This is a genomic window from Shewanella sp. SR1 (genome assembly GCF_020447145.1).
Taxonomy (GTDB): domain Bacteria; phylum Pseudomonadota; class Gammaproteobacteria; order Enterobacterales; family Shewanellaceae; genus Shewanella; species Shewanella baltica.
In genome coordinates this window covers 89598-108668 of the sequence record NZ_JAJAEF010000015.1, presented here as the reverse complement: position 1 = coordinate 108668, position 19071 = coordinate 89598, and the positions used below count along the sequence as shown (strand labels likewise).

The 19071-nt window shown below is 48.4% G+C and carries 11 protein-coding genes; 6 read left to right on the top strand and 5 right to left on the bottom strand.

Translation table 11 applies throughout. The features are described from left to right. The first annotated feature begins 2 nt into the window (after positions 1-2). Positions 3-9017 (top strand): Ig-like domain-containing protein, encoded by a 9015-nt coding sequence (locus tag KV201_RS14805; RefSeq protein WP_319000222.1) that lies wholly within the window; start codon positions 3-5, stop codon positions 9015-9017. A 51-nt stretch (positions 9018-9068) separates the two neighbouring features. On the opposite strand, the gene ftnA is transcribed toward KV201_RS14805, so the two are convergent. Continuing rightward, positions 9069-9605: a non-heme ferritin gene (gene ftnA, locus KV201_RS14800; RefSeq protein WP_006083664.1), complete on the bottom strand. Its 537-nt coding sequence runs from the start codon at positions 9603-9605 to the stop codon at positions 9069-9071. 349 nt (positions 9606-9954) lie between these two features. Between ftnA and moeA the strand changes: the two genes are divergently transcribed. The 4 genes from moeA (at position 9955) to KV201_RS14780 (ending at position 13023) form a co-directional block, all read left to right on the top strand. Beyond that, positions 9955-11208 (top strand): molybdopterin molybdotransferase MoeA, encoded by a 1254-nt coding sequence (moeA, locus tag KV201_RS14795; protein WP_226059783.1) that lies wholly within the window; start codon positions 9955-9957, stop codon positions 11206-11208. 10 nt (positions 11209-11218) lie between these two features. Then, positions 11219-11986 carry a molybdopterin-synthase adenylyltransferase MoeB gene (gene moeB / locus KV201_RS14790; RefSeq protein ID WP_226059782.1) on the top strand — a complete coding sequence of 256 codons (768 nt, stop codon included), beginning with the start codon at positions 11219-11221 and terminating at the stop codon, positions 11984-11986. A gap of 99 nt (positions 11987-12085) precedes the next feature. Then, on the top strand, positions 12086-12748 hold the full coding sequence (locus KV201_RS14785) for a Bax inhibitor-1 family protein (protein WP_006084906.1): 663 nt from the start codon (positions 12086-12088) through the stop codon (positions 12746-12748). Between the two features lie 17 nt (positions 12749-12765). After that, entirely contained in the window at positions 12766-13023 is a 258-nt protein-coding gene (locus tag KV201_RS14780; protein WP_226059781.1) for a DUF333 domain-containing protein, read from the top strand. Positions 13024-13096: 73 nt separating this feature from the next. Here KV201_RS14780 and rlmF read toward each other — a convergent pair whose 3' ends face one another. Together rlmF and KV201_RS14770 are read right to left on the bottom strand one after the other, a co-directional pair. Beyond that, positions 13097-14194, bottom strand: coding sequence for a 23S rRNA (adenine(1618)-N(6))-methyltransferase RlmF (gene rlmF, locus KV201_RS14775; protein ID WP_226059780.1), 1098 nt, complete (start codon positions 14192-14194; stop codon positions 13097-13099). Positions 14195-14252: 58 nt separating this feature from the next. After that, complete coding sequence (locus KV201_RS14770) at positions 14253-14675, bottom strand: flagellar basal body-associated protein FliL (RefSeq protein WP_011982074.1); 423 nt, start codon at positions 14673-14675, stop codon at positions 14253-14255. Positions 14676-14791: 116 nt separating this feature from the next. On the opposite strand from KV201_RS14770, the gene KV201_RS14765 reads away from it, so the two are divergent. Beyond that, the gene (locus KV201_RS14765) at positions 14792-15355 is read left to right on the top strand and encodes a chorismate lyase (protein WP_006083671.1); all 564 of its coding nucleotides are present in this window, start codon (positions 14792-14794) and stop codon (positions 15353-15355) included. A gap of 94 nt (positions 15356-15449) precedes the next feature. On the opposite strand, the gene KV201_RS14760 is transcribed toward KV201_RS14765, so the two are convergent. Both KV201_RS14760 and KV201_RS14755 read right to left on the bottom strand, forming a co-directional pair. Further along, on the bottom strand, positions 15450-18047 hold the full coding sequence (locus tag KV201_RS14760; RefSeq protein ID WP_226059779.1) for an immune inhibitor A domain-containing protein: 2598 nt from the start codon (positions 18045-18047) through the stop codon (positions 15450-15452). A 323-nt stretch (positions 18048-18370) separates the two neighbouring features. Then, the gene (locus KV201_RS14755) at positions 18371-18964 is read right to left on the bottom strand and encodes a YhgN family NAAT transporter (RefSeq protein ID WP_011848195.1); all 594 of its coding nucleotides are present in this window, start codon (positions 18962-18964) and stop codon (positions 18371-18373) included. Between the last annotated feature and the right edge of the window lie 107 nt (positions 18965-19071).

Genomic DNA, 19071 nt, shown 5'->3' with positions numbered 1-19071 from the left:
TAGTGGCAGACTTGGGTCAACAGGCTCATCAACCCAGAGCAGGGCCAGGTACGCGGACTATATTATGTACAGCAGTCGCTACCGTATTTGCTACGGCAGAAGTGATGGCTTTCCCAATGGTGCAGCCGGTAATACCTGCAGTCAAACCGGTTGAGCAGACTCAATCCGCCTTAGCCAGTTGGACTGAGGGCGCGCGCGGTTCTTCCCTCATCGCAGCATCTTCTGCGGGCAGCAACCTAGCAGATCCAAATAGTCAGCTAGAGCTGATGTTAACTACTGGTATGCAGGAGCCTCGTGCCTCTGCAAAAGCCGACATGGATGAAGCGGCTCGATTAGTTGTGTTATTTGATCCTTTACTCGGACAAAGCTTACCTGAAGCGCAAGGTACACCGCCACGGCAGGAAATTGTATTCATTGAAAGCAATGTCAGTAATATTGATTTGTTGCGTGATGGTCTTGGTGCTGGCAAAGAAGTGCACCTGCTGGACGCAAATCAGGACGGGTTGCAACAAATTGCCACCATCCTGCAAGGGCGCAAAGGTATAGATGCCTTGCACTTGGTTTCTCACGGGAGCGAGGGGGAACTGAACCTAGGCGCTTTGTTACTGGATCAAGAGAATCTCTCAAACCATCAGGCAGTTTTGCAACACATCGGCCACAGTCTCAATCCAGATGCTGATATTTTGCTTTACGGCTGTAATGTTGCTGCGGGGGCTGGGCAACAGTTCATCGACCAACTTGCCGTTATCACTGGCGCCGATGTTGCGGCATCCAACAACCTCACAGGTAGCGACGCCATGGGGGGCGATTGGACGTTGGAAGTGGTGGCAGGCAATATTGAAACCACAGCACATATCAGTACCGAATTTTCTAAGCTGTACCTAAATGTGTTAGATGTGATCAATCAAACAGTCACCTTTAATAATGCAAGCAACTTCACCTCCCTGGGCGGTACAACCCCTTCTGACAATATCAGCTACAAAGTTAATAGTAGCGCCAATTACGAGCTGAAAATTGATGGTGCAGATCAAGGCGTGATGAGTTACGGCGCTGGTTATGTAATTGTTGACCCGATAGCAAATAATGAATCATCCGTGACCATTAATTTTTCAGCGGGAAATAAATTTACCCCCAGTCAACTGACTCTTAATAATTACGAAGGTAACTTTCCAAGTCAGACACTGGTGTTCAAAGGATATGATGCCAGCAATATATTGGTGAACACCAATACCTCCAGCGGCACTGGTTTAGGTGTCAATTCAACTACAATCACCTTCAGTGGCATGACCGACATTAGTTATTTGGTGATGACCGCATCCACCAATAGCAATTTGATCTACTATTTGACGCTGGATAATTTTAGTTTTACCCAGATTAAATCTGCCGCTGATACCACTCCGCCAACTGTCTCTATTGTTGTGGATGATACCTCGCTGAAGATTGGTGACACCTCTTTGGTAACTTTTACGTTTAGCGAGGCTGTAACGGGTTTTACTAACGCAGATCTGACTATTGCAAACGGAACGCTAAGTGCGGTCAGTTCTGGTGATGGCGGCATTACCTGGACGGCGACTTTTACTCCAACAGCCAGTATTACCGAAGCAACCAATGTAATTACCGTCAATAAAACAGGTGTGTCCGACGCAGCAGGTAATCCTGGTGTAGGAACGAGCAACTCAAACAACTACGCAATTGATACTGTACGGCCGGCGCTGGCTTCCGCCATCACCATTAGTGATACGGCACTTCGGATTGGTGATACCGCAACTGTCACCTTCACTTTTATTGAGGCAGTCACAGGCTTCACCACTGCCGACCTGAATTCACCCAACGGTTCCCTGTCCAGCCTGAGCAGCAGTGATGGTGGCATCACCTGGACCGCCACGCTGACACCCAGCGCCAGCACCACTGCAGCAAGCAACGTGATCACGCTGGATTATACCGGTGTATCCGATGCCGCTGGCAACGCTGGTACCGGTACCGCCACCAGCGGCAATTACGCAATTGACACTGCGCGGCCGACGCTGGCTTCCGCCATCACCATTAGTGATACGGCACTTCGGATTGGCGATACCGCAACTGTTACTTTCACGTTTACTGAGGCGGTAACGGGTTTTACCATCGCCGACCTGAATTCACCCAACAGTTCCTTGTCCAGCCTAAGCAGCAGTGACGGTGGCATTACCTGGACGGCAACCCTGACCCCAAGCGCCAGTAGTACTGCAGCCAGCAACGTGATCTCGCTGGATTACACCGGTATCGCAGATGTCGCCGGCAACGCCGGTACCAGCACCGCCACCAGCGGCAACTATGCAGTAGATACTGTCCGCCCAACCGTCACAATTCTGGTCGCGGATACTGCCTTAGCGGTCGGCGAAACCTCGCTGGTGACCTTCACCTTTAGTGAGGCGGTTACCGGCTTTAGCAATACGGATTTGACGATTGAAAATGGAGCATTAAGTGCAGTGAGTTCCGGCGATGGCGGCCTTACCTGGACGGCCACCTTCACGCCAGCCGGCGGTTTGACAGATGCTACCAATCTGATCACGCTGGACAACTCTGGTGTGGCGGATGCCGTTGGTAACGCCGGTACAGGTACAACCGATTCCAACAACTACGCGATAGATTCTGAAATCCCGGCAGCACCTTCCACCCCGGATTTGGATGCTGGCTCAGATACGGGTGCGTCGAATACTGACAATGTCACCAGCGATGCAACTCCTACCTTCACTGGCACCGCCGAGGCCAATTCGACAGTGACGGTCATATCTTCGGTTGATGGCACTTTGGGTACTACGACAGCGGATGGCTCAGGTAATTGGACTTATACCAGTGGTGTCTTGTCTGAGGGTGTGCACAATATAACGGCTACCGTTACCGATGCTGCAGGAAATATCAGTGTGGCTTCATCGGCATTGACTATGACGATTGATACCGCAGTGACGTTGGCAACTGTTACGACCAATTCGGACGTTGGGGCTGACGCGACTATCGATACTGACTTTGCTACCGATGAGGCAGACGGTGGGGGGTTATCGCTACGCGAGGCAATGCACTATATCGCAACGGGCGGCACGATTGATTTCGCTGTCGGTTTGAGCGGTGTAACGATTACCTTGGGTTCTAACGTCACTATTCCGGCAGGTATTACGCTGGATGCAGATGCACCGGGAATTGTTACCATTACGGGCAGTACACTTAATTTAGCGGGAAATCTGATCTTAACCAATGGTACTACTGATACCCTGACCTTGGCGAGTACGCTGGTAGGTACGGGTGCCCTGACTAAAGCTGGTGCAGGAAAATTAACCCTTACGAGTACTGATAATTCGACCGGTTATAGCGGTGGTGTCACTGTGTCTGGCGGTGAACTGTCGATAGGCAGTGATAGCGTATTTTCTTCCGGTACGCTGACGTTGAATGGCGGTATGCTTTCGAATAATTATTCCAGTTTTGATTTAGATAATCCCATAGTACTAGGTGCGGGAGATGGCACTATCAATTTGCCGGGCGCAGCTAATAACTTGACTCTGTCGGGCATTGTAAGCGGCAGCGGTGCACTCATTAAAATCAACGGTGGAAAGTTAATTTTAACGGCGAACAATAGCTTTTCTGGTGGTTTGGCGGTACGTGGGACAAACGGCGTTAGCGCGGATAGCGGCGCTAATTTAGGCTCGGGTGCAATTACCATCAGTGCACCGAGTGTGCTGACGCTTACCGGTACAGGTCAAACTATTGCTAATGATATTGTAATGTCGGGTGATGCATCTATCAGCAATGCTAACCCTATAACGCTATCGGGTGTAATCAGTGGCTCAGGATCTCTGACAAAAAGCGGTGCAGGTATTTTGTCTCTCACGGGTACAAATACGGCCACGGGCGCAACCTCGATTGAGGCTGGTGGGTTGACGATCTCCAGTGGTAGTTCTCTTGGCGATACAGCTGCAGTTTCTGTTGCTTCTGGCGCAACCTTGACCTTGGCTGGTGGCAACGAAACCATTGGTTCCTTGGCTGGGGGGGGTAATGTCGTGTTGGGTTATCGCCTGACCTTGGGCGGCGACAATAGCAGTAGCACTTTTTCGGGGATTATATCGGGCAATGGTAGTGGCATAACTAAAACGGGTACTGGCACCTTTAAGCTCACCGGCACCAATACTTATAGCGGTTCGACTAGCATCTTAGCGGGTTCCTTGATAGTAAATGGGTCTATTAGTGCGAGTTCAGGCGTCTCGGTCGCGTCGGGTGGCACATTGGGGGGTACAGGTAGTCTGCCTAGCGTCACAGTAGCGAGTGGAGCAAACTTATCACCCGGAGATGCAGGCAACGGTATACTGAATTTTACCAATGGTTTGGTTATTAATACTGGTGGTAATCTACGACTGGATATTGCTGGGACAACAGCAGGTACTCAATATGATCAGCTAAATGTAGTCGGTTCACTTGATGTAACGGGTGCCAATATTGTGGTAACCCACAGTTATGGTGCCGCCAATGGTGATAGCTATAGTGTTATCACCAAAGATAGTACTGATGCGATTGTTGGTAACTTCGCAGGGTTGGCTGAGGGTGGTTTGTTAACCGCTGGTGGTAATTCCACCAACTTATTGGCAAGTTATATTGCGGGTACGGGTAATGATTTTACTTTAACAGCTTCGCTATTGCCCGGCGCGCCCACTGCCGTTACTGCGGTCGCAGGTGAAAATTCAGCATTGGTTTCGTTTACGGCTCCAATTTCTACCGGCGGTTCTGCAATTACGAGCTATGCCGTGATCGCGAGTCCTGGGGGCGCAACGGTGAATGGTACTGCTTCGCCTATCACGTTTTCAGGCTTGACGAATGGCACAGCCTACACCTTTACCGTTACAGCAACTAATGCAGCAGGGACAAGTGTTGTTTCTGCGGTATCAAACAGTGTGACACCTCAACCGTCCAATTCTGCCCCCACGATTAATGGTTCACCCACATTAACCATTAACCAAGGTGTGCTGTATCAATTCACGCCAACGGCTTCGGATGTAAATGGTGACACGCTCACTTTCAGCATCGTTAATAAACCAGTTTGGGCAACATTTAACCCAACAACAGGCACGCTGTCAGGTACGCCCTCGAATCAAGATGTGGGTATAACTAACAGTATTGTTATCAGCGTTTCTGATGGTACTTTGTCTGCGAGTTTACCTGCATTTAATTTAAGTGTGACGAACGTTAACGACGCGCCTACTATCAGCTCGACTGCCATCACAGTAGCAACGCAAGATACCGCGTACAGCTACACCGTTGTGGCTGCGGATACTGATGTTGGTGATGTACTGACCTTCAGCGCAGTGACTAAACCGAGTTGGTTAAGCTTCAATGCTGCTACTGGCGTGTTAAGTGGCACGCCAGGCAATGCCGATGTGGGTAGCCATGCCGTGTTACTGCGAGTGACAGACACTGACGGCTTAACAGCAGAACAGTCCTTCAGTATTACAGTTACCAACGCCAACGACGCGCCGACCATTAGTTCAACGGCGGTTACCACAGCAACGCAAGATACAGCGTACAGCTACACATTCATGGCCGAGGATACCGATGAAGGCGATGTACTGACCTTCAGTGCAGTGACTAAACCAAGTTGGTTAAGCTTTAATGCTGCTACCGGCGTGTTAAGCGGCACGCCAGGCAATGCCGATTTGGGCGCGCACCAAGTGACACTGCGGGTGACAGATACGGATGGCTTAACCGCTGAACAGTCCTTTACTATCACTGTGACTAATGTCAATGACGCACCTGTAGCAACAAGTTCGACTGTGACGTTAGAGGAAGATAGTTCTGTGATGATAACCCTTGCAGCTGAGGATGCAGATAACGACCCTCTTAGCTATGAAGTGGTGAGTCTGCCAGCGTCTGGCACCTTAGAGCAACATGGCACTGTTTGGTTGTATACCCCTGAGAAGGATTTCAATGGAACAGACGTGTTTAGCTTTATTGCTAAGGATGCCGAGCTGAGTTCAGAGCCTGCAACTGTCACGATTAACGTCACGCCAGTGAATGATGATCCGCAGGCGGTTGATGACGACTACACCTTAACGAGTACTGCCAATGATGTGTATGCACTTGCGGTGCTCGCGAACGATGTTGATGTCGATGGTGATACCTTAACGATTGATGGTGCCGCAGCGGATATCGGCAGTGTGCAAATCACCAGTGAGGGCTTGAGCTTTACAGCCCCTGAAGCATATGTCGGGCCTGTGGCACTGCGCTATACCCTCAGTGATGGCAATAAAGGGCGTGCAAGCGCTAAAGTGAATGTACTGATTGAAGGCGCTGAGTCGGAAAATCAGCCAGTGATCACGTTGCCAGACGATGTCGATGTCAATGCGACGGGCCTATTTACGCGAGTGAAATTGGGCTTTGCTAAAGCGGTCGATCGTAATGGTCATCCATTGCCAGTTTCTCTGGTGAATAAGAGTCTATTCTTCGCACCTGGGAGCTACTTAGCTTACTGGCAAGCTGTAGACAGTGATGGTAATAAAGCGATTAAGGCTCAGAAAGTGACAGTCCATCCGTTGGTTTCGTTGAGTAAAGATCAACTTGTGAGTGAGGGTAATGAGGTAGTGGTGAGTGTACACCTTAATGGCGCCGCACCCGTATATCCACTTTCGGTGCTTTATACCGTGTCGGGCTCTGCAAATAGTAGTGATCATGACTTAGTCGATGGCGTGGTTGAGATCACCTCTGGTCAGCAGGCTCAAATCCGCTTTAGCACCTTTGAAGATGGTGAGGTCGAAGGGGATGAGGAGGTGCTGATTAGTCTAGATCCTAGCTTGAACTTGGGCAGTAAGCAGCAAACTCAGGTGCTCATCACTGAAGCGAATATTGCGCCTAAGGTGACGTTGGATGTGACGCAAGCGGGAGCGCACCAATTTATCGTGGCGCAAAATGGCGGTGATGTTCGTATTAATGCTGATATCAGTGATGCCAATAAGCAAGACAGCTTAACCTCAACATGGGCAAGTGGTTCGTTGAACTTACAATCCGATGATGCGGGGATGTTCTTCTCCCCAGCAACGGTTCTACCGGGCATTTATCCGGTGAGTCTGACGGTGACAGACAATGGCTTACCGGCACTCTCAACGACAGAAGGTGTTTCTATTGTGGTGCGTCGTACTTTGCCGGTACTGACAGGCGCAGATGCTGATGGTGATTTAATTCCCGATGATATTGAAGGCTTTACCGATACCGATAGAGACGGTATTCCTGATTACTTGGATGCAATTAACGACTGCAACGTGATGCCTGAAGGGGAATTACAATCTCAGATTTTCTTGGCTGAGGGTCAAGCTGGTGGCTGCTTACGTTTAGGTAATATTGCACTAACGCAAGCACAAACAGGCATGCAACTGTTACCTACTTTGGTGCCTGAAGACAGTATCGCGGCCAATGTTGGCGGTATTTTTGACTTCGTTGCGACGGGATTGCCACAACAAGGGCAGAGTTACAGTCTGGTGATGCCACAACGTGCACCTATTCCAGCGAATGCGGTTTATCGTAAGTATCAGGCACAAAACGGTTGGAAAGATTTTGTCTTGAATGAGCGCAACAGTGTCGCCAGTAGTGAAGGCGAGCGAGGTTTCTGTCCGCCACCGGGAGACAGTCGTTGGACGGCGGGATTGACTGAAGGTCATTGGTGTGTGCAGTTAACCCTAGAGGATGGCGGTCCAAACGATGACGATGGCGTCGCTAACCGCGCAATTGTCGATCCAGGTGGTGTGTCAGTCATGCTCAATGGGAATAGTTTGCCTGTGGCGAACCCAGATACAGCCGCTTTATTCTGGAACCAAAGTATCGATGTCGATGTACTTGCCAATGATACCGATAGCGATGGTGATACGCTGACCGTCACGCAAGTGACCAGTGAGTTCGGCACCGCCGTCATCTTGGCTAATCAGCAGCTGAGTTACACGCCAGCAACCGATTTCATCGGTACGGATGTGCTGGTGTATAGCATTACTGATGGTAAAGGTGGTACTGCAAGTAGTGAGTTGACTGTGATAGTGAGTGGCAATACCGCACCCACGACAGTCAACGACAGCGCCGCAACCGACGATAGAACGAGCTTGCTACTCGATGTACTGATTAACGACAGCGACCCAGACGGAAATGTTTTAACCTTAGTTAGCGCTACCGCGCAGCAAGGGGCTGTGTCAGTGGAGTCTAACAAGCTGCGTTATATCCCTAAAGCGGGATTCGATGGCGTCGATACTGTGAGTTATCAGATTAGCGATGGGCTAGGCGGTGAGGCAACCGGGCAAGTGCTCATTACCGTTAAGGCCTATCAAGAGGTGGTGATTGATAACAAATCGGGTGGCGGCAGTCTGTCCTTGTGGGTATTAGGATTGCTCATTACGACGGGTTTAATCCGTCGCCGTAAATTACATAAAGTGGTCTTGGGTGCAGTGTTGCTCGCCGGTACCGTCAGTCAAGCCAATGCGGCGGACTGGGATGATTGGTACATCGAGGGCTTTATCGGGGAAGCTCAGGTTGATAGCAGCAGACGAGATTTACAGCCAAACGCAGCCGCGGGCATCGTGACCAAAGATACCGCATTTGGCCTCAGTGTTGGTTATCAAGTGACTCCCATGGTGGCAATCGAATTAGGCTATGCTGACTTTGGTAATGGGAGTGCGCGGATTGAAGGCGCGAGTCTGACTCCGGCGCAATACCATGAGCAGGTAAAAGCCGTGACTCCCGTATTGGCCGATGGCGTGATGCTGGGATTGCGTTTTACCTTACTGCAACATGATGCTTGGCGCTTTGAAGTGCCTATCGGATTGTTTCGGTGGCAAGCGGATATCAGTAGCACTATGGGCAATAACCGTTTAACCACAGAACTCGATGGCACTGATTGGTATGCCGGTGTGCGGTTTAGCTATCAAGTGAGCGACGCTTGGTCAGTTGGCTTGGGGTATCAATATGTGGATATTGAGCCGAATGACTTCCTCAGTTATCAGCTCAATTTACGTTATCAATTCTAAGCGTAAACCAAACAAAAAGGGGCTTTGCCCCTTTTTGTTATTAAAAGCAGCTTAAGCCTGTGGTTGGCCTTGACCGTTCATTATGCTTTCGCCGCCCTTAGAGGCTAACTTAGCTAAATCTTTATCGATAAAGAACAGTGCCTTACCATCTTCACCCACTAAACGTATCTTATCGACAATCGACTTGAACAGCTTTTCCTCTTCGTGCTGCTCGGCCACATACCATTGCAGGAAGTTGAAGGTTGAGTAGTCTTGGTTCGAAAAGGCAGCATGGGCCAAGGCATTGATCTGACTGGTGATCAACTGCTCATGCTCGTAGGTAAGTTCGAACAGAGCCAGTAAAGAACTAAACTGTGACTGCGGTGCTTCGATCGCCCCTAACAAAGGTAAGCCACCGGTTTCACTCACATAAGTGAACAGACGACGCATATGGCCCATTTCTTCGTCCGCATGCTCACGCATAAACTTAGCTGCACCTTCAAATCCCTGATCTTCACACCATGCACTCATTTGCAGGTATAAATTTGAGGAGAAGAACTCCATATTAATTTGTTCATTCAACTTTTCGATCATAGTGGCTGACAGCATAGTAAATCCTCTTTTGCATTCGAACTGAATCATGGGGCACATTGTCATCAAGGGGGTCGACAAAAGCAACAAAATTTACCTTTAGATTTTTAGCTAAGTTAATGATTCATTGATAAAAATGATTTTCATTTGTCCAGCGACTCGCGTTCAGCCTTCGACTTAGCAGCCCAAATTGCGTTACTTCTTGCTAGGTTATCATCCAAAGTGGCAGGAAAAACTGACTGGCCTATCACAGAAACTCACATGCAAATCATAGCCATCGCCGATCACCGTGGCATAATAGCCAATCATAGTCAGGTGGAAATTCATTCAGCGTCATCACGACCCATTGCATATAAGGCAGACCCTCATGTCCGTAAAAGCCGATCCTTGTTCGCAACCTAGCTTAATGCATCCAGATCAAGCTATTCCCCTTTTGCTCGAACAAGTTAGCCCAGTGTCAGACACCGAAGTCGTATTGCTTCCCCATGCCCTTGGCCGCGTCCTTGCAGAAGATCTCGCTTCCTGCATCGACCTGCCCCCCTTCGACAACTCCTCCATGGACGGTTACGCCTTCCGTTTTGTCGACTTGAATACGCAAACTAATCACACCTCATTGCGCCTTATCGGCACTTCGTTCGCCGGCCATGGTTTTGAAGGTGAAGCCAAACCTAATACTTGCATACGGATCATGACGGGCGCGCCCGTGCCTGCGGGTTATGACACAGTACAAATGCAGGAAGAAGCCAAAGTTGAAGGTGAGATTATTCATATTCGCCATCCTAAGGCGCAAGGTGCCAATGTGCGTTGTCGTGGCGAAGAGCTGACCCAAGGCACTAAAGTACTTACTGCTGGTATTCAAATTGGCGCCGCCGAGCTCGGCGTATTAGCCACTATTGGTATCAGCCAAGTGCGAGTCTATCGTCAACTTAAGGTGGCGTTTTTCTCCACGGGTGACGAACTGCGTCCTGTTGGCAGCGAACTCGCGCCAGGGCAAATTTACGATTCAAACCGTTACTCGATTCAAGGTTTACTCAGCCGCGCTAATGTTGAATGGCTCGATTTAGGCGTAATAGCCGATGATCCTGAAGCCATACGTCAGGCATTTCGCCAAGCCGCCAGCCAAGCAGATATGGTGCTAACTTCGGGCGGCGTGTCGGTCGGCGAAGCGGATTTCACGAAACAAATTCTCGATGAAGAAGGCAAAATCACCTTCTGGAAACTCGCCATCAAACCAGGCAAGCCCTTCGCCATGGGAAAAATTGGCAAGGCGGTATTCTGTGGTTTACCGGGGAATCCAGTGTCTTCTATGGTGACGTTTTACAAACTCGTTTGGCCAATACTGAACAAGATGCAAGGTTTAACCCCAGTAGAACCTTTGATGTTAGACGCCACTCTCACCACGCCGGTACGTAAACAACCGGGCCGCGTCGAATATCAACGGGGCATTTTAAGCCGTAATGCACAGGGCAAACTCGAGGTAGCCATTACTGGTAGCCAAGGTTCTGGCATGTTGACTTCAATGAGCCTAGCGAACTGTTTCGTTTTATTGGAACAATTCCAAGGGGATACACCCGCTGGCACCCAAGTGACGGTCGAGCCCTTTAACAGCGTGCTCTGCTAGGAAAATCTCAATGAATGTGCCTGACGATATTCTCAGCGACAGCGAACTCTTAAGATACAGCCGTCAGATCTCCATCAAAGCCATGGATATAGACGGCCAAGAACACCTAAAACAAGCGAAAGTGTTAATGATAGGTGCAGGCGGATTAGGCTGCGCCGCCAGCCAATACCTCACAGTTGCAGGGATTGGCGAGCTGACCTTGGTCGATTTTGATCACGTTGAACTCTCTAACCTGCAGCGCCAAGTGCTGCATCAAGATGCCAATGTCGGCCAGCCAAAAGTCGAATCGGCCAAACAGAGCCTGAGTCAGCTCAATCCCTTTATTAAGATCAATATTATCAATGCCGTATTAGATGATCATGAGATCGACGCCCTTGTCGCCGATCACAGTCTAGTGCTCGACTGCACCGATAATGTCAGTGTGCGCGAACAACTCAACCTCAGCTGTTTTAAGCATAAAGTGCCCTTAGTGTCCGCGGCGGCAATTCGCATGGAAGGCATGGTCACTGTGTTCGATTATCACAGCAAAACACCTTGTTATCATTGCTTTAGCGCCCTATTTGGCGAGCAACAACTCAGCTGTGTCGAGTCGGGCATCCTAGCCCCTGTGGTCGGCATGATAGGTTGCTTGCAGGCGGTTGAAGCCATCAAGGTCATTACTGGTATGGGTAAAACCTTAGCGGGCCGCATTTTGATGATCGATGCGATGACGATGGAGTTTCGTGAGATGAAACTACCGAAACACGCCAACTGCAGTGTCTGTGGTACTCAGGCTTAAGATATTCTCGCTTGAAAAACGGCTTTACTTGCCTTAACTTAGCCCGACGCTGGTGAGGCTGAACGACCAGTTAACATAAGGAAATCACAAGGAAAACATATGGATTCGGAAAACAGTGTATTTGATCGCATGACCACAGACGATCCCATCGTTGGCGCAGGTATGTACAACCTCGTTATCGGCCTCACGCTGATTTGGGGTTTTGCGGTTAACTATTGGATGGTCACCAATATCGACCCAGAAGCGATTGCCAGCGTGAATCCTTGGATTTTCTTTATCGGCTATTTTGCCTCCTGTTTCTTCGGGATTTATTTGTTTCAAAAATCGAGCAATCCCGTCGTCAGCTTTATTGGCTACAACTTTGTAGTCGTCCCCTTCGGCTTAATTATCAATATGGTAGTCAGTCAATACGACCCTGAGTTAGTGACGGAAGCCATTCGAATCACAGGCCTAGTGACCATTGCCATGATGTGTTTAGGCACACTCTTCCCCGCCTTTTTCCAAAAAATTTCCGGCGCACTCACGATTGCTTTGGTGCTCGTCATCGTCGTCGAACTGATTGAAGTGTTTATCTTTAATACCCACCACGGGATTTTAGATTGGATCGTCGTGCTAATTTTCTGCGGATATATAGGTTACGACTGGGGACGGGCGAATCAAATTCCGAAAACCATAGATAATGCCATCGATAGCGCAGCCGCTTTGTATATGGATATCATCAACTTATTCCTACGCATTCTGCGGATTCTAGGGCGTAAATAAGTCACCAAGGAGTGTCTATGAAAATCCTATTACCGCTTGCTGCAGCTTTACTGCTGGCAACTGTGGCACTCGTGGGTTGCGGCGAAGCTGAAAAGCCTGCTGCGCAAGTTAAGATTGCTAATCCCGCCTCTGAGTATTGCATCTCCCTCGGTGGTAGCTTGGCAATAGAGAAAACCGCCGAAGGTGAGCATGGCATCTGTACCTTGCCAAACGGTGAAGCCATGGAAGAGTGGGCGTTATTCCGCCGAGATCATCAGGAAGAAAAGCCGCAGTAACAGTGGTTATTTTTACCTTTAATCAAAACAGGCGCCATTGGCGCCTGTTTTGTTATTAAGTAAACTGAAAATCTTAATTGGCTAAGTGTTCAGCGCGCCAGATTTTGCGCTTAGCGGCCGACTGAAAGCTCCACGCTAAGACCCGCGTAATTTTATTGCCTTGCTGCATTTCAATCGTCTTTACGGTATCGACGTTCAACTGTGCTAAGGCTTGATAACAAGGTTTCAGGTTTTCTTGCTTCGATACTAGGCTAGTAAACCACAAGCATTGGTCTGCAAACATCTGACTCTCACGGATCATGGTCGCCAAGAACTGTCGCTCTCCACCTTGGCACCAAAGTTCTGCCGCTTGGCCGCCGAAATTCAGCTTAGGTGCAGCCTTTACTGAGTTCCCCCGATTAAGCTGTAGATTATTCACCTTACGCTTTGTACCTTCGCTCGCTTCGGCCATAGAGGCATGAAACGGAGGATTACACAGGGTTAACTCAAAACGTTCTTCGGCTTGAATAACTCCCTTGAATACCGCCTTGTCATCTGGCTGTAATCTTAAGCTTATCCGCCCTTGCAGCACTGGGTTTTGCTCGATAATACTCTGCACATTGGTGAGTGAATGGGCATTGATATCCGAGGCAACATATTGCCAGCCGTACACTTGGCAGCCCAATATGGGATAAATGCCGTTCGCGCCTGTGCCAATATCCAGCACCCTCGCCTTATCCATGGCACATGACTTATCGCCTTCGGCTAACAGATCTGCCACGTAATGCACATAATCGACGCGACCGGGGCTCGGAGGACATAACGCTCCTTCAGGAATATTCCAAGAACCAATTCCATAGTGATGTTTGAGTAGCGCCGCATTGAGGGTTTTGACTGCCAAGGGGTCGGCAAAATCTATCGATAGCGCGCCATAGGGCGTGGGCCGCACAAAGGTTTTCAGCTGAGGCAATGCACTGATTAGCGCCGGAAAATCATAGCCATTCAAGTGGGCGTTACGCGGATGCAGGGCTTTTTTGATTTCTACTCTGGATCTGTCTTTACTCGGCTTGCTGCTGCCTTTACCTTCAGGTTTAGCCTGCTTGGGTGCTTTAACTTTTTGGCGGATGTTAACTGCACGGGTTGCGGTTTTCGCAGTCGCTGATGGAACGGATTTCACGGCAGGTTTTGACATAGCAGCTCTTGTAACGCAATGGGCCGAAATAAGTCAGCCCATAGAATAAGACAATGAATTAATCGTACAGATAAGAGGTAAAGAGTAAGTTTACAATCAAGGCCTTGCCCGCTTCTTTGGTGAGCAGATTATTGACCATATCGAAGCACTCACGACGGATTTCTTCACGGCCAGTGAGTGACTTAATCTTTTCTTCTGATTGATTACCTAACACTTCAACAATCGCGGCGCGCAATAGCGGATCGTGACGCTCAACTGTGACCAAATCATCTGGGCTCTTAACCATTAACTCGACGCTGATCTTCACAAAACCTAATTTCTTGCGGTTAGAAATGTAGTTAGTGACGATTTCGGGCTCAAAACCATAGTAGGCGTACTCACCCGTAGGCGTCGCTGCAGGTGCAGCTTCTTTTTCATCGGCCGCATAAACACTGAAAACAGTGGTAAACAGGATCAGACAGACTGAGAGTAATTTTTTCATAGCGGCTTACGGCTCCCTAAAAACAATAATGGTAATGGAAGAAACTTCCCAATCTATCTGCTCGCGTCGCGACATGCTAGACTGCCGACGTTTGCCTATATTGTAACGAGTATTTAATGAATGTGACTAGCTTAAGCTTCCCCTATGGTGAATCTATTCAGTGGTTTTGTGCCGAAAGCGCTAACAAACTCCCCAAATCGCCCTTGAAAGAATGGTTACTTGCCACTGGCAGCCTAACGCAAAAACTCAAAACTTGCTGCACTCAATTTGAAGTCAAAGTCCTTGGCGAAGGACTGCATGCGCCCTTAGATGGCGAATACCCCCAGCAAGGCTCAGTATGGATCCGCGAAGTGTTACTTTGCCTCGACTCAATCCCTTGGGTATTTGCCAGAACTTTGATCCCCGAAAAGTTAATGGCCGAGCGCCAAGCGGATTTCCTTGGTCTGGGCACCCGCCCCTTAGGTGAACTGCTGTTTAGCCAAGATCATTTTATCCCTGGCAGAATTGAAGTCGCCAGTTTTGAGACCTGTAGCCGCCTCGCTCATTTAGCCGAAAGTTTAGATCAGAGTGTCGAACATGAACTCTGGGGACGCCGCCGCTATTTTCATCACGGTGAACACGAAATGATCGTCAGTGAAATCTTTCTGCCTGCGGCCGAACAAGCTATCCGTAAGTTATGAATCCGAGCTTTAGCCAAAGCTTGCTTTAATGACTGATGACAAATAAAAATGCCTCTAAATTAGAGGCATTTTTTTCTACTATCACGCGATTAACTTAGCGAATATTTAACTGGCGACGCCAAGTCAATAAGCCAAGAAAAGCAAGGCTCAACCAACCTAGACTACCACCGCCAGAACTCTCATTCGCCGGCGGAGTCACAGGAGGTGTGACAGGGGGCGTAACTGGTGCAGTAACAGTCACTGTCAAACTGCTAATATCCTTAGTATTTTGCGCATCAGTTACTGTAAGCGTCACAGTATAAGTGCCCGCCTTCGCATAGGTATGGGTTGGCGAAGCCACTGTACTTGTGGTGCCATCACCAAAATCCCAAGCGTAGGTTAATGCCCCCATACCACCATTAATATTACTGGTGAAGCTTACAACTAATTGATTGACCGTATTAGTAAAACTGACTTTTAACGGCGCTACAGCATCAGAATTTGCATTTGCTAACCGAATCACAGCTGTGCTGTTATTGCCGGCTTGCGATAGTACCTGCATCGTCAAACCTAACTGCTGCAATACCATACCTGACTGGGGTTGTAGCGGCGCACTGTAATCTAGACTGTCATCAAACAGGCTGACAGCATCGCGATTATTGTCACCTGCATAGAAGGTTTGTTTTACTGTGCTAAAGGCTGCATCGCGGATTTGTACCTCGGTAGAGCGAGTGCCAATCAGGTTTTGGTCAGCATCAATCACGCCAATCAAGCCATGGCCCGCATGATCCGAGACATTATTGTCACTGTAACCAAAATCTTCTAACCAGACTAATACACCAGGATCAAAACTTGCCACGTTTAAGCCAGCATCGACACCGTTATGGCTACGCAGTTGGATAAGATAGCGAGATGCTGGCCCAGAACGTGAGTCCTTAATCCGACTATAACCATAGAACGTCACTTTATCCGCAACTTCGGCGTTATCACTATAGAACTCAGTGGTATTTTGTTTAACGCTGATGTTATCGAGAGTGATACCTGACCCTCCGGTATAGTCATCGGTGACATAATTGATCTCGACCGCAATCGTTTTCCCTGAATAGGCAGATAAATCATACTCTAACGTTACCCAAGCATCATTGCCCTCCGCCTGAGCAATCGCAGACGACTCGCCAGTAATAATATGACGAGCGCTATTTACCCCATTGTTAAACTTAGTGTGATTACCCGCAATAGCCTCACCATCCACTTTCACTTGCATGTAGTCATAGTCACGTTCAATACTCCAACTGGCCTTCATACTCAGGATCAGTTTATCTGTCGTGACTGCGGGCAAAGTAACATTGAAATTCATGCTGTTATTCAGCATATCCCCTTGACCAGAATAATACTGATAACTGCCCTGATAAGGTGCTTTAAAGGGGATTGGCGTTGGAGGAAGTGGAATGGAGATCTGGTTAACCGCCTGATGATTAACCGCCTCATTCAAGGTCACATCCATGCCAGATTTTGGAATACTATCTAAGGTGATTTCACGTTCATTCAACCACTTACCTTTATATCTTTCCTGTAGGTAAGAGCGCGCATAGGGACTAAAGCCACTCGGCTGGGCACCAGCGATAGCGCCAGCCCAACTTCCACCAGACATCAAAGACCATAACCCTACAGGCGAGCCGTCTTTATTATCATTTTCAGTGGTATCGTATTCATCTGGCAGACCTAAATCATGGCCAAACTCGTGGGTACACACGCCCGTGGCCGCATCGATAGGCTGAATGGTATAACCGAATACTTTTTTATCCGTACCAGGAAGCGCATAGCCATTGGTTGCTTGGTCGACAAAAAATCGATGCGACCAAATTGCACTCGCACCTAATTTTCCGCCGCCGACCTCTTCGCCTACGCTAGAGTGGAAAATCATCACATGGTCGATAATGCCATCGGGCTCGTTGTAATTACCGTTGTTGTTCAAATCATTTTGGTCTTCAACATCATAGCTAGCCAACTCTGCAGGAGACATATTCGCGACGGCTTGAGATACGGCTTCTTTTACCAATTGTTCGACCTGTGAATCACTACGAGTATCTGGATCATTAGCACCATAGTATTCAGCATTTTGATTAGCGGTATACCAACCCTTTACGTCCCCAGTGAAGGAGAAAGTTTGCCCTGAAACCGCTTGATAATATTGATAAGCCGAATCTAGCGTCTGCCCCTGTGGACCATTAAAGCCAGTCGTCGAAAAGAGTAATGCCTTGTAGTGGGACGCAGGATAACTTGGGTAATACATGGCCGTATCGCCCGCACTTAAGTCATTGTTATCATGTTTTAGATCAGGAAAATCCACTAATATAGAGAGTACTTTAACGGTTTTTTTTACATCCGCATCAACCAGTAAACGCTGTGCGGGTGAGCGCATCATTTGCGATGACTTAGCTCTTTGCAGACGCTGATGTTCAGCTTCAACTTCGATGCGCGGCGCCTTAGGTTGAGTCAAAGTGGCACGATGAATATACGCTTCTATCGCTTCCTGCTTTACGCTATCACTGGCATCGGCGGCCACTTCGCCACGTTTAATCAACCAATATAAAATTCGATCTTTATTAATCACACCCGCATCAGCAGGCGTATGATTCGGAGCCGCAATACTCGCGCCGCTAATCAATGCCAACATCAGTCCAAACGCTGTCACGCCTTTTGCACTTCGCATTTTTAACATCCTTACTGTAACAGCCAACGCCGTCTACGCCATTCGATTTATTAAGACTAGTGTCTCTTTGTATTAAGACAAATTTGCCTTTATGAGTCATCTACTCAGGGTTTATCTATCTCAAGATAGAGACGGAGTTTTTGACATTATCAGCACTGCGCTGAAGTAACAACTTGATACATTACTTCACCAGAAAGATTTACAATTTTGTCAGCGTTTATTCAGCAAACCTCTGTGCTGAGGGCATTCCAGCCAAATCCCAGCCATAAAAAAACCGCATTAACAGCGTTAATGCGGTTTCGTTTTAAGCGAGCGAGATAAATTTAGCCGGCGGTTTTTAGATAATTTGAAATACCGTCGAGGAACATTTGTACTGAAATCATGACCAATACCATGCCCATCAAACGCTCAACCGCAGTGAGGCCTTTTTCACCCAGCACACGGGTGAAGAGTTTATAAAACATTAAGATCACTGCGCTTGCCCCCCAAGCAGACACTAATGCTATGGTCCAATCGCCCATGCGTGAGCTATCGGTATGCGCCAGTAGAATCAAAGCGGCAAGAATCGATGGACCTGCCATCAAGGGAATGGCCATAGGCACGATAAATGGCTCTTCTCCCGCGGCTAATCCAACGACACCACCGGGTTGGGGGAAAATCATTTTAATCGCGATAAGAAACAGAATAATCCCGCCCGCGATACTCACAGATTCAGAGCGAAGATTTAAGAAACTTAAGATAGCCTCACCCGCATAAAGGAAAGACAGCATGATCACTAAGGCGAAGAGTAACTCGCGGATCAATACCTTACGACGTTTCTTGGGATCGATATGCCGTAGAATCGACGCAAAAATCGGCAAATTCCCCAGGGGGTCCATGATCAAAAACAACATTACCGCAGCAGAAAATATATCCATTTAACGTATCAACACCCAAGCCAACATAAGCCCATATTGTATAACCTTTTCTCAATGTTGATCTGAAAATTTCTCCGCAAAATGGCCAAAGTGAATAAAATTCGCCC

What these genes read in the sequence shown, in the direction of transcription:
- moeB (WP_226059782.1), top strand. Translation starts at nt 11,219, where the DNA reads ATGAATGTGCCTGACGATATTCTCAGCGACAGCGAACTCTTAAGATAC.
- ftnA (WP_006083664.1), bottom strand. Translation starts at nt 9,605, where the DNA reads ATGCTGTCAGCCACTATGATCGAAAAGTTGAATGAACAAATTAATATG.
- KV201_RS14770 (WP_011982074.1), bottom strand. Translation starts at nt 14,675, where the DNA reads ATGAAAAAATTACTCTCAGTCTGTCTGATCCTGTTTACCACTGTTTTC.
- moeA (WP_226059783.1), top strand. Translation starts at nt 9,955, where the DNA reads ATGTCCGTAAAAGCCGATCCTTGTTCGCAACCTAGCTTAATGCATCCA.
- KV201_RS14755 (WP_011848195.1), bottom strand. Translation starts at nt 18,964, where the DNA reads ATGGATATATTTTCTGCTGCGGTAATGTTGTTTTTGATCATGGACCCC.
- KV201_RS14785 (WP_006084906.1), top strand. Translation starts at nt 12,086, where the DNA reads ATGGATTCGGAAAACAGTGTATTTGATCGCATGACCACAGACGATCCC.
- KV201_RS14765 (WP_006083671.1), top strand. Translation starts at nt 14,792, where the DNA reads ATGAATGTGACTAGCTTAAGCTTCCCCTATGGTGAATCTATTCAGTGG.
- rlmF (WP_226059780.1), bottom strand. Translation starts at nt 14,194, where the DNA reads ATGTCAAAACCTGCCGTGAAATCCGTTCCATCAGCGACTGCGAAAACC.
- KV201_RS14780 (WP_226059781.1), top strand. Translation starts at nt 12,766, where the DNA reads ATGAAAATCCTATTACCGCTTGCTGCAGCTTTACTGCTGGCAACTGTG.
- KV201_RS14760 (WP_226059779.1), bottom strand. Translation starts at nt 18,047, where the DNA reads ATGCGAAGTGCAAAAGGCGTGACAGCGTTTGGACTGATGTTGGCATTG.